Origin of the sequence: Sphingomonas larreae, from assembly GCF_051400595.1 — a bacterium.
Taxonomy (GTDB): domain Bacteria; phylum Pseudomonadota; class Alphaproteobacteria; order Sphingomonadales; family Sphingomonadaceae; genus Sphingomonas.
In genome coordinates this window covers 859,623-874,952 of record NZ_JBLFFI010000001.1, presented here as the reverse complement: position 1 = coordinate 874,952, position 15,330 = coordinate 859,623, and the positions used below count along the sequence as shown (strand labels likewise).

Here is a 15,330-nt window from a genome sequence, read left to right as displayed (position 1 = left end):
GGCCGCGATCGTCAACCGTAGCGCTCCGCCTTCCACGGGTCGCCGCGCATGTGATAGCCGTTGACCTCCCAGAAGCCCGGCGCGTCCGCACCGAGGACGTCGATCGCGGTGATCCACTTGGCGCTCTTCCAGAAATACAGGTGCGGGATGATCAGCCGCGCCGGCCCGCCATGCTCGCGCGTCAGCGGTTGGCCCTGCCACGCATAAGCCACCAGCGCTGCGGGCGCGGCGAAATCCTCGAGCAGCACGTTGGTGGTGTAGCCGTCCGCGCCGTGGAGCATGACCGCCTTGGCCTCGGCGCGCGGCACCACCAGGTCGAGCAGGTCGCGCGTGCTCACGCCGGTCCAGTCATTGTCGTAGCGTGACCAGGTGGTGACGCAGTGGATGTCCGAGCGCCGCCGCACCTCGGGCAACGCGCTGAACGCCGCCCAGTCGAGCGTGACGGGGCGCTCGACCAGCCCGGCGATCCGCAGCTGCCAGCGCGCGGTGGGGATGTCGGGCGTGACGCCGAGATCGAGCACGGGCCAGTTGGAAACGAGATGCTGGCCGGGTGGCAGCCGGTCCTCGCCGCGCGCCGCCGCGGAATCGACGAACTTGTGCTCCTCGGCCCACCGCCGCTTCGTGCGCGTGAGCTTGCTGTCCGGCGGCACGTCCTCGTCGTCCATCACTGCGATCTCCTCGCGCCGACCATGCCCCTGCGCGTGCGTAACGCCAAGCGTGGTGGCTACGGTTGCGCCGCGCGCCTGACCGCCTACGTCGCGGCGATGGAAACGTTCGACGAGCTGGTGGCGCGCGTCCGCGCTTGCGCCGCCTGTAGCGCGGCGCTGCCGTTGGGCGCGCGCCCGGTGATCCAGGTCTCACCCACCGCGCGCGTGCTGATCGCGAGCCAGGCGCCGGGCAGCAAGGTGCACGCCAGCGGGCGCCCGTTCGACGATGCCTCCGGCGACCGGCTGCGCGACTGGATGGGGATCGGCGCCGACACTTTCTATGACGCACGCCATGTCGCGACGCTGCCGATGGCGTTCTGCTATCCCGGCCGCGCCAGCGGGGGCGATCGCCCGCCGCCGCGCGCCTGTGCCGCGCTGTGGCGCGACTCGCTGCTGGCCGCGATGCCGGAGGTGCGACTGACGCTGCTGGTCGGCAGCTATGCGCAGGCGCATGTGCTCGGCCCCGGCGCGCTCACCCCGCGCGTCGCCGACTTCCGCGCCTATCTGCCGGCGCTGTTCCCGCTGCCGCATCCGTCGTGGCGGTCGCAGCTGTGGATGCGGCGCAACCCGTGGTTCGAAGCGGAGGTACTGCCCGAGCTTCGCGCGGCGGTGGCGACGGCGCTGGGGTGAGCGCGGTGGCGCCTGCGGCGCCGCCATCGCGCCGATCCGATGACAAGCGATCCTCCGCGACGATCGTCTCGGCACTGACCGACCGGCCCGTCTGACCACCACGCGTGACGGAACCTTCCCCCGCTCCCAAGCGGTTGCGGCGTTCCTCGATCAAACGCAGCGGAGACAGGCATGAGCATCGCGTCGGCACTCGGGCTGGGCGGGCGCAAGGTGCGCTACGCCATCGTCGGGCTGGGCGACATCGCGCAGGAAGCGCTGATGCCCGGCGTCAAGCACACTGGCAACTCGGAGATCACTGCCCTGGTCTCGGGTGATCCGGTCAAGCTCGCCAAGCTCGGCAAGAAATATGGGGTCAAGCACCTCTACGGCTATGAGAGCTTCGCCGCCCTGCTCGGCACCGGCGAGATCGACGCCATCTATCTAGCCACGCCCAACTGGCGGCATGCTGAATTCGCGGTGCCCGCGCTGGAGGCGGGTATCCACGTGCTGTGCGAGAAGCCGCTCGAAGTATCGGTGGCGCAGGGCAAACTGATCGCCGAGGCGGCCAAGCGCGGCGGCGCCAAGTTGATGACCGCCTATCGCCTCCACTTCGAACCCGCGACGCTGGACGCGATCCGGCGCATCCGCGCGGGCGAGATCGGCGAGCTGATCGCCTTCACCTCGCTCTTCAGCCAGCCGCTCGATCCCGCCAATCATCGCGCGCATCACGGCATCGAGGCCGGGCCGTTGTTCGACATGGGGCCCTATCCGATCAACGCGATCCGCTACCTGTTCGGCGCCGAGCCGGTCGAAGTGGTGTCCGCGGTCGGGGTGCGTCACGCGTCGGCCGGGCTGGGCGACCTCGACGACACGGTCGCGGTGACGTTGCGCCTGCCCGGCGATCGCCTCGCGCAATTCACCGTGAGCTACGCCGCCGACGCGGTCGACAGCCTCATCGTGGTCGGCAGCAAGGGCTCGATCGAGATGAATCCAGCCTATGGTTTCGGTCAGGGGCTGGAGCAGTTCCGCAGCGTGGGCGGCAAGGATGCGCACGAAACGTTCGCCGCGACCGACCAGTTCGGCGGCGAGCTGCGCTACTTCTCCGCCTGTATTCTCGAAGGGCGCGATCCCGAGCCCGATGCCGAGGAGGGGCTGGCGGACCTCGCGGTGATCGAGGCGGTGGTCGCGGCGATGCGCAGCGGCAAGGCCGAGCCGGTCAAGGTGATGCAGCGCTCGCGCCGGATCGATCCCGAGACGCAGCTGCAGACGCTGCGCGCGGTCTCGGCGCCCGAGCCGGTCAACGCCTCCTCACCGACGCGCGATTGAGGTGGCGGCGATGACCGACCCGGCACGGCCGCTCGCCGGCCATAGCGCGATCGTCACGGGCGCGAGCTCCGGCATCGGCCTCGCGGTCGCCGAGGCACTGGCCGGCGCCGGCGCCGCGGTGGCGGTGAACTATCGCTCGCAGCGCGCGCCCGCCGACGAGCTGGTCGAGCGGATCGAGGCCGCCGGCGGGCGCGCCGTCGCGATCGAGGCCGACATCTCGCAGGAGGAGGAAGTGATCCGCCTGTTCGACGAGACCGCCGCCGCCTTCGGGCGCGTCGACGTGCTCGTCGCCAATTCTGGCGTGCAGAAGGACGCCGCGGTCGCGGACCTCTCGCTCGACGATTGGAACGCGGTGATCGGCGTCAATCTCACCGGCCATTTCCTCTGCGCGCGCGAGGCAGTGAGACGCTTCCGCGCGCAGCCGAGCGAGGGGCGCCCGGCGCGGAGCGCGGGGACGATCATCGCGATGAGCTCGGTCCACGAGGTCATCCCCTGGGCCGGGCACGTCAACTACGCCTCGGCGAAGGGCGGTGTGCGGATGTTGACGCGCTCGCTCGCACAGGAGGTCGCCGCCGACGGAATTCGGGTCAATGCCATTGCCCCGGGGGCGATCCGCACGCCGATCAACAAGGAGGCGTGGGAAACCGAGGAAGCGCTGGAGAAGCTGTTGCGGCTGATCCCGTACGGCCGGATCGGCGAGCCCGAGGATGTCGCGCGCGCCGCGGTGTGGCTCGCGTCGGACGCCGCGGATTACGTCACCGGCACGACCTTGTTCGTCGACGGCGGCATGACGCTCTACCCCGAGTTCCGCGACAATGGCTGAGCCGCCGCGCACGATCGGCGACCGCGGCATCGTCGGCGATCTCGAGACCGCGGCGCTGGTCGCGCGGGACGGCACGATCGACTATCTGTGCTGGCCGTCGCTCGACAGCCCGACGATCTTCGCGGACCTGCTCGACGCCGGGAAGGGCGGCGCCTTCGCGCTGGCGCCGCGGCTGCGCGAGGCGCGCCGGCTTCAGCTCTACGTGCCCGACACCAACGTGCTGATCACGCGCTGGATGGCGGAAGAGGGCAGCGCCGAGGTGGTCGATCTCATGCCGCACCCGGATGCCGCCGCGACGCTGGGCGCACGCTGCGTGATCCGGCGCGTTTCGGTGACGCAGGGGACGGTCGGGTTCGACATGCGCTGCGCGCCGCGGTTCGATTATGCGCGCGAGGTGCCGCGCGTGACGGCCGAGGGCGGGACGGCGCGCTTCGTTGGCCGCGACCTGGTGATGCGGCTGCACGGCGCGATGCCGCTGGTGGCGGAGGAGGGGGCGGTCACCGCCGACTTCTCGCTGGCGGCGGGGGACACCGCCTGGTTCGTGCTTGGCGACGACACGCTTGCGCTGCCCGACAGCGCCGCGATCGCGGCGGCGATCGAGGCCACCGCCGCAGCATGGCGCGGCTGGCTCCGGCATGCCAGCTACAAGGGACGCTGGCGCGAACAGGTGCTGCGCTCGGCGCTCGCGCTCAAGCTGCTGACGTCGCGGCGGCACGGCTCGATCGCGGCGGCGGCCACCTTCGCGCTGCCCGAGGCGACCGGCGCCGGGCGCAACTGGGACTACCGCGCGACCTGGATCCGCGACGCCTCGTTCACCGTCTACGCCTTCATGCGGCTCGGCTTCGTCGACGAGGCCGAGCATTTTCGCCGCTGGGCGGGGCAGCGTGTGATGCATGCCGACGCGGCCCACCCGGTCCGCGTCATGTATGCGATCGACGGCTCCGAGGCGGCGGACGAACAGGAGCTCGATCATCTCGCCGGCCATTCCGGGAGCCGCCCGGTGCGGATCGGCAATGCGGCCCATGCGCAAACCCAGCTCGACATCTTCGGCGAGCTGCTTGACAGCACCTATCTCTCGAACAAATACGGTGCGGCGATCAGCCACGAGGGCTGGCAGCATGTCCGCGGCATCGTCGATTTCGTGATCGCGCACTGGCAGGAGCCCGATGCCGGCATCTGGGAGATGCGCTCGGCGCCGCGCCACTTCCTCCACTCGCGCGTGATGTGCTGGGTCGCGCTAGATCGCGCGATCCGGTTGGCGAAGAAGCGCTCGCTGCCCGCGCCGCTGGTCGCCTGGTCGGAAGCGCGTGACGCAATCGTGGACGACGTGTGGGCGAACTTCCGTCATCCGGAGCACGGCTATTTCGTCCAGGAGCGCGGCGGCACCACGCTCGATGCCGCGCTGCTGATGATGCCGCTGGTCCGCTTCGTCTCCTCGACCGATCCGGTCTGGCTGCGCACGCTCGATGCGATCGGGGACGAACTGCGCGACGACGGCCTGGTCTACCGTTACCGCAACGCCGACGGGCTCGAGGGCGGTGAGGGCGCGTTCACCACCTGCACCTTCTGGTATGCCGAATGTCTCGCGCGCGCCGGGCGGCTGGCAGAGGCGCAGTTGATGCTGGAGAAGGGCATCGCTTACGGCAACCACCTCGGCTTGTTCGCCGAGGAACTCGATCGCCGCGGCGAGGCGCTGGGCAACTTCCCGCAGGCGCTGACTCACCTCGCCTTCATCAGCGCGGCTTACTTCCTCGATCGCCGGCTCGACCCGAGCTACCGGCCCAACTGGCAACCCTAGGTATCAAGGGGGCGGCACTTCCGCGTCGATCGGACCGCCGCCGTCATCCTGAAGCGCGTTCGGGATGACGGAAGCGTTGGGGCTGGCGACGCTGGGGTCTTCAGGGGGCACGCTGTTGCGGCTTGAACGGTCCCGGACACCAGCGTCGCACGCGATATTGCCATGACAACGTCACCGTCACCGCGACGAAATCGCCCGCGTCGCCACAAGCACGATTGACGCCATCCCCGCCGCATCGCAGCATGCCGGTCACATAGCAGAAACAATGGGGGCATTGTGGTGGTGAGCTTCAAGCGTCGCATGCTGGTGCAGCTTCTCGCGCCGGCCGCGATCGTGTCCCCGGCGGCGGCGCAGACCGGGACGCCGACCGATCAGGTCGCCGCCACGCCGAGCGGCTCGGGCGAGACCACGCGCGCGGACGTGCCGCAGAACAGCAGCACCACCGATGGCGACATCATCGTCACCGCGCAGAAGCGCGACGAGAACATCCAGAACGTGCCGATCAGCATCCAGGCCATCGGCACGCGCCGGCTGGATCAGCTCAACGTCTCGAACTTCAACGAATATACCCAACTGCTGCCGTCGGTGGCGTTCCAGTCGTCGCAGCCGGGGGTCACCACCGTCTACATGCGCGGTGTCGCCTCGGGCGGCGACGGCAACCACTCGGGCTCGCTGCCCTCGGTCGGCACCTATCTCGACGAGCAGCCCGTCACGACCATCGGCGGCACGCTCGACATCCATATTTATGATGTCGCCCGGATCGAGAGCCTCGCCGGGCCGCAGGGCACGTTGTACGGCGCGTCGAGCGAGGCGGGCACGATCCGCATCATCACCAACAAGCCCGACACCGCCGGCTTCTACGGCCGCGTCGACGGCGAGGTGAACAGCGTCCACTCCGGCGGGATCGGCTATTCCACCGAGGGGATGCTCAACATCCCGTTCGGCGAGCGCATGGCGCTGCGTGTCGTCGGCTTCTACCAGCGCGATGCCGGCTTCATCGACAACGTGCCGGGCACGCGCAGCTTCCTGCCCCAGCCCGGCGGCATCACCGTCACCAACGACCAATTCGTCGAAAAGGACTATAACGACACCGAGACCTATGGCGGCCGCGCCGCGCTCAAGATCGATCTCGACGACAATTGGACCGCAACGCCGACCCTGCTCTACCAGGAGCAGCGCAGCCACGGGACCTACGCCTATGATCCTAAGGTCGGTGACCTCGCGGTGCAGCACTTCTACCCCGAATATCGCAAGGATCGGTTCGCCCAGGCGGCGCTGACGATCGAGGGCCAGCTCGGCAACTGGGACGTGACCTATGCCGGCGCCTATCTCGACCGTCGGGCCGAGCAGTCGAGCGACTATACCGACTATTCCGAGGCCTATGACTCGCTCTATTCCTCGGTCGGCGGGCTGGCGGGCTATTTCTATTATCAGGACGCTGCCGGGAACACGATCGACCCGCGCCAGCGCGTGATCGGGCGCGACCATTTCAAGAAGACCAGCCAGGAACTGCGCGTCGCCTCGCCCGCCGACCAGCCGTTCCGGCTCGTCGCCGGCGCCTTCTACCAGCGGCAGAGCAACCTGATCTTCCAGGACTATCAGATCCCGAACCTGGGTCCGGACGTGTCGGTCAACGGCTATACCGGCACGTTATGGCTGACGCGCCAGCATCGCGTCGACAAGGATTACGCGGTGTTCGGCGAGGCGAGCTACGATCTTACGCCCAAGCTGACGCTGACCGCGGGCGGGCGCGCCTTCATCTACGACAATTCGCTGGTCGGCTTCTTCGGCTTCGGCCGCAATCCCGGCGTCGATTCGGCCGACGGACGACCCTATACGGCCACGCCGTTCAACGCCGCGGGCAGCTCGCGCACCGGCATGGCGGGCTGCTATCTGGCCGGCGGCGGCACGCTGCGCGACGCTTACCTCAATGGCGGCGACACCAGCGCCTTTCTCACCACCAAGGACGTCGGCGCGACTCCCTGCGTCAATCTCGGCGTGGTCGAGGGTGGCAGGGTGGTGCCCAAGCGTGCCGATGGCCAGGGCGTGACCTATCGCTTTAACGCGACCTGGAAGCCGACCGACCTGCTGCTGCTCTACGCCACCTGGTCCAAGGGCTTCCGCCCCGGCGGGATCAACCGGCGCGGCGACGTCGGCGATTATGACGCCGACTTCCTCACCAATTACGAGCTGGGCTGGAAAACGACCTGGCTCGACGGACGCTTGCGGATCAACGGCGCGGTGTACCAGCAGAACTGGGACCAGTTCCAATTCTCGTTCCTCGGCGAGAACAGTTTCACGGTGATCCAGAACGGCCCGGACGCGCGCATCCGCGGCATCGAGATGGACGCCAATGTCAGCGCCGGCCCGCTCTCGCTGACCGCCTCGGGCGCCTATACCGACGCGAAGACGCGCACCGACCTGTGCGCGACCGTCACCTGCCTCGGCGACGGGAGCGACGTGCTTGCGCCGAGCGGGACGCGCCTGCCGGTGACGCCGCGGTTCAAGATCGGCGGCACCGCGCGCTACACCGTCCCGATCGGCGCGGCCAAGGCGTATCTGCAGGGGCTGGTGTCGCACCAGAGCTCGGCCGCGTCGGATCTGCGCGTCGCCAAGGCGGCGGCATTGGGGCGGATCGAGGGCTATACCACCGGCAACCTGTCAGCGGGGGCGGAATGGTCGACCTATACGCTCGAGCTGTTCGTGCGCAATCTATGGGACGAGCGCGGCCAGATCTCGCGCTTTCAGCAATGCGGCGCGTGCGACCAGCGCCCCTATGTGGTGCCGATCACGCCGCGTACGATCGGGCTGCGGCTGGGGACGAGGTTCTGACATCGCGGCCAACGCCCCGATGCGGCGACGAGCGCGTTCGAGGCGCGCCGCCGACGCGCCGTTGGTGGCGGCGTTCGCCCGACGCGATCGGAGCGAGGAGCAGCGCACCTAAGGCCTGCCGCACCCAAGCTGAACCACGCTCCCGCGCATACGGGAGCCCAGGCTACAGGCGGTAACGTCCGTCGCCTTGGGCTGCGGGGTTCGCCGGAGCACGCTGCCCCATCAGACGAGGTGGATCAGGCTCTAAGCCGCTGGCGGAGCGCTGCCCGGGCGGGTAATCTGCGTCAATGACAGGATCGTACGCGTTGTCATCGGAGCTGGACGAGGCGGCGCTGTTCCGTCGTGCCGCGGCGGCGGCGGATCACGCGATCGTCATCACGGAGGCCGCGATCGAGCCGCCCGGACCGGTGATCCGCTTCGCCAATGCCGCGATGGCGCGGCTCACCGGCTATGCCATCGAGGAACTGGTCGGCGGGACGCCGCGGATCGTCCAGGGACCGGCGACCGACCGGGCGGTGCTCGCCGAGCTCAAGGCCGCCATGCGCGCCGGCCGCGGCTATGCCGGCGAGACGATCAACTATCGCAAGGATGGCGCCGCTTATATCGTCGACTGGACGATCAACCCGGTCCACGCCGATGACGGCACGATCGACGCATGGGTCGGCGTGCTGCGCGACGTCACCGCCGAGCGGCGTCATCGCGCCGCGCGCGACGCGACCGACGCACGGCTGCGCGCGATCTTTTCCAGCGCATCGGTCGGCCTGTCGGAGGTCGACGAGAACGGTCGCTTCCTGCGGGTAAACCAGGAGCTGTGCCGCCTGCTTGGGCGCGGCAGTGAGGAACTGTTGCGGCTCAGCGTCGCCGACGTGACAGTGCCGTCCGATCTGGCACCCTCGGTAGCGGCGGTGCGCCAGGCGCTATCGACCGGGCGGACCGCGTCGCTCGACAAATGCTACCATCGCCCTGACGGCGCGACGGTGTGGGCGAACAGCAGCATCACGCCCCTGGGTGAGGCAAGCGAGCCGGTCCGCTCGCTGCTGGTGGTCACGATCGATCTCACCGCGCGCAAGCGCGCCGAGACCGCGCTGCGTGCCAGCGAGGAGCTGTTCCGCCAGTTCGGCGCCGCCTCGGCGGATGCGCTGTGGGTCCGCAACGCGCCCGATCTGGGTTTGATCTACGCCAGTCCTGCGTTCGAGCGGCTGTACGGCGTGTCGCTCGCGAGCGGTTCGTCGGACAGTCTGCGACGTGTCGCGGAGCGGATGCTGCCCGAGGATCGTCCCCGCGTGCTGGACGCGCTGCGCCGCGTGCGCGACGGCGCGACGGTAACGTGCGAGTTCCGGTTGCGCGCCGGCGCGGACGGGGCGGTGCGCTGGGTCCGCGACACCGCCTTTCCGATCCACGATGCGGAGGGCCGGCTGCACCGCATCGGCGGGATCAGCGAGGACGCGACCGAGGCCAAGACCAGCTCCGACCGGCTCGAGGTGCTCGTCGCCGAACTCCAGCATCGTACGCGCAACCTGCTCGGAGTGGTGCGCGGCCTGTCCAACCAGCTGGTGGCACGCAGCGGCTCGCTGGATGATTTCGCGGCGCGCTTCGACGACCGGCTGAGCGCGCTGGCGCGGGTCAACGGCCTGCTCGCGCGGCGCGAGGAGGGCAGCCGGATCGCCTTCGACGAACTGGTCCGCAGCGAGCTCGAGTCGCTCGGCGGCACCGATTGGATTGCGGCGGGCAAGGTGACGCTGGACGGGCCGCGCGGCATCCGGCTGCGCTCCAGTACGGTGCAGACGTTCGCGCTGGCGCTGCACGAGCTTGCCACCAACGCGCTCAAATATGGCGCGCTCTCCGGGCGCGGCGGGCGCCTCGCGCTGCGCTGGCGGCTGACGGATGGCGGCGGCCTGCCGCTGCTGGAGGTGGAGTGGATCGAGCGCGGCGTGGCGCTGGATCGTGCCCGCGTCGCCATCGAGGGCGGCGGCTATGGCCGCGAGCTGATCGAGCATGCGCTGCCGTATCAGCTCGGCGCGCGCACGCGGTTCGAGCTGCTCGACGACGGTGTCTTCTGCGAGATTGCGTTGCCGGCGTCGCGGGGATCGGAAAGCGCGCGCGAAAGTGTGCCGGCTGCGCTAGAGCCGGCTGCGGCACTCGGGTCCACCGGGCAGGCCAGCGGAGAGGATTGACGTACGCATGACCCAGATGGGCCGGTTCGATTGGGCAGACCCGTTCCTGCTCGACGATCAGCTGAGCGACGACGAGCGGATGGTGCGCGACACCGCGCGCGCTTACGCCGAGGACAAGCTCGCGCCGCGCATCGTCGAGGCGTTTGCCAACGAACATACCGATCCCGCCATCTTCCGTGAGATGGGCGCGCTGGGGCTGCTCGGCCCGACCATCCCGGAGGAATATGGCGGGGTCGGCGCCTCCTACGTCGCCTACGGCCTGGTGGCGCGCGAAGTGGAGCGGATCGACTCAGGCTATCGCTCGATGATGAGCGTGCAGTCGAGCCTCGTGATGTATCCGATCTACAGCTACGGCTCGGAGGAGCAGCGCCACCGCTGGCTGCCGGGGCTGGCGCGCGGCGAGCTGATCGGCTGTTTCGGGCTGACCGAGCCCGACGCCGGGTCCGATCCGGGCGGCATGTCGACGCGCGCGCGCAAGATCGACGGCGGTTATGTGATCTCGGGCGCCAAGACCTGGATCTCGAACAGCCCCATCGCCGACGTATTCGTGATCTGGGCCAAGAGCGACGCGCATGACGGCGCGATCCGCGGCTTCGTGCTGGAGAAGGGTGCCAAGGGCCTCGCCACGCTCAAGATCGAGGGGAAGCTCTCGCTGCGCGCCTCGATCACCGGCATGGTGATGATGGACGAGGTCGAGGTCGGCGAGGACGCGCTGCTGCCCAACGTGGCGGGGCTCAAGGGGCCGTTCGGCTGCCTCAACCGCGCGCGCTACGGGATCAGCTGGGGTGCGCTCGGCGCGGCGGAATATTGCTTCCACGCCGCGCGGCAATACGGGCTCGATCGCAAGCAGTTCGGTACGCCGCTCGCCGGGCGGCAGCTGTTCCAGAAGAAGCTGGCCGACATGGAGACCGAAATCGCGCTCGGGCTGCAGGCCAGCCTGCGCGTCGGGCGGCTGATGGACGAGGGCCGGTTCGCGCCCGAGATGGTCTCGCTGGTCAAGCGCAACAATGTCGGCAAGGCGCTCGACGTGGCACGCGCGGCGCGCGACATGCACGGCGGCAACGGTATCTCGGGCGAATATCAGGTGATGCGCCACCTGATGAACCTCGAGACGGTCAACACCTACGAGGGCGCGCACGACGTCCACGCGCTGATCCTCGGCCGCGCGATCACCGGCATCGCGGCATTCTGAAGACCAGATCCTCCCCGCTCGCCGGGAGGGTCTGGGAACCCCGCGTCGCTCGCCCCGGTTCTCGCCGCATCGCTTCAGGAGCGTGTGAGATGGCGAAGCAGAGCAAGGCGCAGCAGGAGACGGTCGAGCGCGTGATGCACGAGTTCGCGGAAGGCGAGCTGGAGACGAGCGCGGGACGCAAGGTCACCAGCCGCAAACAGGCGATCGCGATCGGGCTGAGCGAGGCGGGCGCGTCGAACCAGCAGACCCCCGCGCAGAACAAGCGCCGCAAGGGCGAGGCGGAGCGGCGCGAGCGTGGGCAGGGGCCGAGCAAGGCCGAGCTGTACGAGCGCGCGAAGAAGGCGGACGTGCCGGGCCGCTCGACGATGAGCAAGGCCGAGCTGGAGAAGGCGCTGGGTTGAAGGTGCTGGCCTGTCGCGAGTTGTCGCGCCGCTCCCCTAATCGCTGCCGTCATCCCGGACGTGTCTCAATACGCCGCGGTGAAGCGTGCGCGCGGGTGGCGGTGCTGCTCCAGTTCGTCGACCATCGCGATCGCGTAATCGGCGAAGCTGATCCGGCTCTGCCCCTCGGCGTCCACCACCAGCTCGTCGCCGCCGAGCCGGAACTGGCCAGTGCGCGGTCCTTCCTCGATCAGCGCGGCGGGCGAGAAGAAGGCCCAGTCGACGTCCTCCACCCCGCGGAGCGCCTCCAGGAAGCGGACGCCACCCATCGCCATGTCGCGCCACGCCGAGGGGAAGTCGGGCGAGTCGATCAGCCGGCCGCCATCGGCGGTGCGCAGGCTCGCCGCGCCGCCGGTGACCAGCAGCCTACCGACACCGGCAGTGCGCAGCGCGCCCAGCAGCGTCTCGGCGGTCACATCGAAGTGGAGCGCGCTGATCACCGCGTCGTGACCGCGGACCAGCCCGGCGAGCGTGGCCGCATCGTGCGCGTCGCCCGCCACCGCGGTGACGCCGTCGGCCGCGGGGATTGCCTCGGGATGGCGCGCGATCGCGGTGACCTGATGGCCGCGCCGCGCCAGCTCGCGCGTGATCTCCGCGCCCGCGCGACCGCTCGCGCCCAGCACTGCTACCTTCATCTCGATCTCCACGCCTGGTTTCCAACGGTGACCTACTTGGCTAGGACGTGGTGTCATGCAAGACGGCACCTCGGCCTCACCTGGTCACCCCGACGATACCGTTCGCGGCGACGTCTATGCCGCAGATTGCCCGACGCGTCGGCTGCTCGACCGCGTCGGCGACAAATGGAGCGTGCTGATCCTGCTGCTGCTCAGCGACTCACCGCACCGCTTCAACGCGCTCAAGCGCCGCATCGCCGGGGTGTCGCAGAAGATGCTGAGCCAGACGTTGCGCTCGCTGGAGCGCGACGGGCTGGTGACGCGCGAGGTCGAGGCGAGTGTGCCGGTGAAGGTACTTTATCGGATCACCCCGATGGGGCGCGAACTGATCGGAGCGCTGCGCCAGATGATTGACTGGGCGGAGACGCGGTTGGGCGCGGTCGCCGCCGCCCAGGCGCGCTACGACGCGCGCGGCGAGCGCTCGGCGGAGATGGTAGCGCTCTCCGGATGATGCTGTTACCCTTCCGCGCACGGGGCTGAGGCCACCGATCGGGGACAAGGGAGAGGATCATGCGCGAGGCCGACCGCCGCACCATCATCGCCGGGCTCGGGGTAGGGCTCGCCGCCGCGGCAAGCGGCGCCTGCGCCGCGCCCGCGCGCGACCGCAAGATCGGCTATGCCGTGGTCGGGCTCGGCCGCTATGCCGAGCTGATCATGTCGAAGTTCGCCGAGTGCGAGCATTCCAAGCTGGTCGCGCTGGTCAGCGGCACGCCCGCCAAGCTCGAGAAGTTCGGCGCGCAGTACAACATCCCCAAGACGCACCGCTACAGCTACGCCAATTTCGACACGATCCGCGACAATCCCGAGATCGACGTCGTCTACGTCATCCTGCCCAATTCGATGCACGCCGAATATGTCGTGCGCGCCGCGAAGGCGGGCAAGCATGTAATGTGCGAGAAGCCGATGGCGGTCTCGGTGGCGGAATGCGAGACGATGATCGCGGCGTGCCGCGCAGCCAAGCGCAAGCTGATGATCGGCTATCGTTCGCGCTTCCAGCCGCACAACATGCTCGCGATCCAGCTGGCGCAGAGCGGCTTCGTCGGGCCGACGCGGATCATCACCTCGGAGCACGGCTTCAACGCCCAGCCCAATCAGTGGCGGCTCGACCGGCCGCTGTCGGGCGGCGGCTCGCTGATGGACATCGGCATCTACAGCCTCAACGCCGCGCGGTATCTCGCCGGGGAGAACCCGGTCGAGGTCAGCGCGATCGAGTCGACCGACCGGTCCGACCCGCGTTTCCGTACGGTAGAGGACCGCATCTCCTTCCTGCTGCGCTTCCCCTCGGGGATCGAGGCGACCTGCGTGTCGAGCTACAGCTCGAACCACAACGCCTATCGCGTGATCGGCACCAAGGGCTGGATCGAGCTCGAGCCCGCCACCTCCTATGAGGGGCAGAAGATGCGGATCAACCGCGACGGCCGCACCGAGCCGCGCGACCCGCCGGCCAGCAAGCCGCAGCATGCGGCGCAGCTCGACCATCTCGCCGAGTGCATCTTCGACGACAAGGAACCGATCGTCGCGGGCGAGGAGGGACTGGCCGACCTGCGCGTGATCGAGGCGATCTACCGCTCGGCGCGCGAGGGCCAGCGCGTGCGGCTGGCATGACCGCGATCACTCGGCGCAGCGCGCTGGCGGGGCTGGGCGCGGGGCTTGGCGCGCTCGCGGCCACCGCCGCGCGCGCGGCCGAGCCGCCGCCGATGGGGGTGCTGCGGCTGGATCCGCGGCTCGATGCGATCATCCCGCGCGGCGCGACGATCGAGACGCTCGCCACCGGCTATCGCTGGGCCGAGGGGCCGGTGTGGGTCGCCAATGGCGAGTATCTGCTGTTCTCCGACGTGCCCGCCAACGTCGTCCACCGCTGGTCGCGCCGCGACGGCGCGCAGCCATTCCTCGACCCGTCCGGGTTGCAGACGCCGATCCCGCCTTCGATCCGCGAGGCCGGCGCGAACGGGCTCGCGCTCGATCGCCAGGGCCGGCTGATCGTCGCGGACAGCGGCACGCGCGCGATCGTGCGCGTCGACCTCGCGACCAAGAAGCGCACGGTGCTGGCCGACCGTTACCAGGGCAAGCGCTTCAACAGCCCCAACGACGTGGTCGTGGCGCGTTCGGGCGCGATCTATTTCACAGACCCGACCTATGGCTTCGCCGCCGGGCCGGACTCGCCCTTGCGCGAGCTCGACGTCATGGGGCTCTATCGGCTCGATCCCGGCGGCCGGGTGACGCTGCTCGACGGCGCGCGGCGCTTCCCCAACGGCGTCGGCCTCTCGCCGGACGAGCGCACGCTCTACCTGTCGTGCTCGGACGATGCGGCGCCGCTGGTATGGGCCTATGCACTCGACGCGCGCGGCCTGCCGACCGGCTCGCGCGTGTTCCGCGACATGCGCGTGGACAAGGCCAAGGGCTGGCCGGGCGCGCCCGACGGCATGGACGTCGCCGCGGCAGGCCATCTGTTCGTCAGCGGGCCGGGCGGGATGCACGTGCTCAGCCCGGCGGGCGAGCCGCTCGGCATCATCGGCAACGGCAAGCCGATCGCCAACGCCTGCGTGGGCGAGGGCGGCCGCAGTCTGTTCCTCACCGCGTCGGACCGGATCTGCCGCGTCGCGCTGGTGGGGTGAGGCTGCGCTCGCGAGTTGCCTGCCAGCCTCCCTCCCCTTCAGGGGGGGGGGGCAGGGGTGGGGCCTCGCCGCGGGCGCGCCGCTTTAGGGTTATGACCGGGCCGTGCCGTCTCTTCTGCTCGCCGAGATCGACGCGACCG

13 protein-coding genes are annotated in these 15,330 nt (G+C 69.6%); 11 read left to right on the top strand and 2 right to left on the bottom strand.

All coding sequences use genetic code 11. From position 1 onward, the window contains the following. Nucleotides 1–11: 11 nt before the first annotated feature. A complete protein-coding gene (locus ACMGDM_RS03820) occupies nt 12–665 on the bottom strand; it encodes a sulfite oxidase-like oxidoreductase (RefSeq protein ID WP_436802788.1) in 654 nt (217 codons plus the stop codon). Nucleotides 666–701: 36 nt separating this feature from the next. Here ACMGDM_RS03820 and ACMGDM_RS03815 point away from each other — a divergent pair, with 36 nt between their 5' ends. The 8 genes from ACMGDM_RS03815 (at nt 702) to ACMGDM_RS03780 (ending at nt 11,862) form a co-directional block, all read left to right on the top strand. Continuing rightward, entirely contained in the window at nt 702–1,337 is a 636-nt protein-coding gene (locus ACMGDM_RS03815) for a uracil-DNA glycosylase family protein (RefSeq protein WP_436802787.1), read from the top strand. Between the two features lie 171 nt (nt 1,338–1,508). After that, the gene (locus ACMGDM_RS03810) at nt 1,509–2,642 is read left to right on the top strand and encodes a Gfo/Idh/MocA family protein (protein ID WP_436802786.1); all 1,134 of its coding nucleotides are present in this window, start codon (nt 1,509–1,511) and stop codon (nt 2,640–2,642) included. A gap of 10 nt (nt 2,643–2,652) precedes the next feature. Further along, on the top strand, nt 2,653–3,465 hold the full coding sequence (locus tag ACMGDM_RS03805; RefSeq protein WP_436802785.1) for a glucose 1-dehydrogenase: 813 nt from the start codon (nt 2,653–2,655) through the stop codon (nt 3,463–3,465). After that, on the top strand, nt 3,458–5,263 hold the full coding sequence (locus ACMGDM_RS03800; protein ID WP_436802784.1) for a glycoside hydrolase family 15 protein: 1,806 nt from the start codon (nt 3,458–3,460) through the stop codon (nt 5,261–5,263). Before ACMGDM_RS03805 ends, ACMGDM_RS03800 begins: the two co-directional genes overlap by 8 nt. A 279-nt stretch (nt 5,264–5,542) precedes the next feature. Further along, the gene (locus ACMGDM_RS03795) at nt 5,543–8,095 is read left to right on the top strand and encodes a TonB-dependent receptor (RefSeq protein ID WP_436802783.1); all 2,553 of its coding nucleotides are present in this window, start codon (nt 5,543–5,545) and stop codon (nt 8,093–8,095) included. Nucleotides 8,096–8,400: 305 nt separating this feature from the next. After that, on the top strand, nt 8,401–10,269 hold the full coding sequence (locus ACMGDM_RS03790; protein WP_436802782.1) for a PAS domain-containing sensor histidine kinase: 1,869 nt from the start codon (nt 8,401–8,403) through the stop codon (nt 10,267–10,269). Between the two features lie 7 nt (nt 10,270–10,276). Then, nucleotides 10,277–11,461 carry an acyl-CoA dehydrogenase gene (locus ACMGDM_RS03785; protein WP_436802781.1) on the top strand — a complete coding sequence of 395 codons (1,185 nt, stop codon included), beginning with the start codon at nt 10,277–10,279 and terminating at the stop codon, nt 11,459–11,461. 89 nt (nt 11,462–11,550) lie between these two features. Beyond that, the gene (locus tag ACMGDM_RS03780) at nt 11,551–11,862 is read left to right on the top strand and encodes a DUF6496 domain-containing protein (RefSeq protein ID WP_436802780.1); all 312 of its coding nucleotides are present in this window, start codon (nt 11,551–11,553) and stop codon (nt 11,860–11,862) included. Between the two features lie 65 nt (nt 11,863–11,927). Here the strand turns inward: ACMGDM_RS03780 and ACMGDM_RS03775 are convergent, their stop codons facing one another. Then, nucleotides 11,928–12,536 (bottom strand): NAD(P)-dependent oxidoreductase, encoded by a 609-nt coding sequence (locus ACMGDM_RS03775; protein ID WP_436803620.1) that lies wholly within the window; start codon nt 12,534–12,536, stop codon nt 11,928–11,930. A gap of 55 nt (nt 12,537–12,591) precedes the next feature. On the opposite strand from ACMGDM_RS03775, the gene ACMGDM_RS03770 reads away from it, so the two are divergent. From ACMGDM_RS03770 to ACMGDM_RS03760, 3 genes are read left to right on the top strand one after another with little or no spacing between them, the layout of a single operon-like run. After that, complete coding sequence (locus tag ACMGDM_RS03770; RefSeq protein WP_436802779.1) at nt 12,592–13,026, top strand: winged helix-turn-helix transcriptional regulator; 435 nt, start codon at nt 12,592–12,594, stop codon at nt 13,024–13,026. Between the two features lie 59 nt (nt 13,027–13,085). Continuing rightward, entirely contained in the window at nt 13,086–14,180 is a 1,095-nt protein-coding gene (locus tag ACMGDM_RS03765; protein ID WP_436802778.1) for a Gfo/Idh/MocA family protein, read from the top strand. Beyond that, entirely contained in the window at nt 14,177–15,190 is a 1,014-nt protein-coding gene (locus ACMGDM_RS03760) for an SMP-30/gluconolactonase/LRE family protein (RefSeq protein WP_436802777.1), read from the top strand. The genes ACMGDM_RS03765 and ACMGDM_RS03760 overlap by 4 nt, the downstream gene beginning before the upstream one ends. The last annotated feature ends 140 nt before the right edge of the window (nt 15,191–15,330 follow it).

What these genes read in the sequence shown, in the direction of transcription:
- ACMGDM_RS03820 (WP_436802788.1), bottom strand. Translation starts at nt 665, where the DNA reads ATGGACGACGAGGACGTGCCGCCGGACAGCAAGCTCACGCGCACGAAG.
- ACMGDM_RS03810 (WP_436802786.1), top strand. Translation starts at nt 1,509, where the DNA reads ATGAGCATCGCGTCGGCACTCGGGCTGGGCGGGCGCAAGGTGCGCTAC.
- ACMGDM_RS03805 (WP_436802785.1), top strand. Translation starts at nt 2,653, where the DNA reads ATGACCGACCCGGCACGGCCGCTCGCCGGCCATAGCGCGATCGTCACG.
- ACMGDM_RS03800 (WP_436802784.1), top strand. Translation starts at nt 3,458, where the DNA reads ATGGCTGAGCCGCCGCGCACGATCGGCGACCGCGGCATCGTCGGCGAT.
- ACMGDM_RS03785 (WP_436802781.1), top strand. Translation starts at nt 10,277, where the DNA reads ATGACCCAGATGGGCCGGTTCGATTGGGCAGACCCGTTCCTGCTCGAC.
- ACMGDM_RS03780 (WP_436802780.1), top strand. Translation starts at nt 11,551, where the DNA reads ATGGCGAAGCAGAGCAAGGCGCAGCAGGAGACGGTCGAGCGCGTGATG.
- ACMGDM_RS03775 (WP_436803620.1), bottom strand. Translation starts at nt 12,536, where the DNA reads ATGAAGGTAGCAGTGCTGGGCGCGAGCGGTCGCGCGGGCGCGGAGATC.
- ACMGDM_RS03770 (WP_436802779.1), top strand. Translation starts at nt 12,592, where the DNA reads ATGCAAGACGGCACCTCGGCCTCACCTGGTCACCCCGACGATACCGTT.
- ACMGDM_RS03765 (WP_436802778.1), top strand. Translation starts at nt 13,086, where the DNA reads ATGCGCGAGGCCGACCGCCGCACCATCATCGCCGGGCTCGGGGTAGGG.
- ACMGDM_RS03760 (WP_436802777.1), top strand. Translation starts at nt 14,177, where the DNA reads ATGACCGCGATCACTCGGCGCAGCGCGCTGGCGGGGCTGGGCGCGGGG.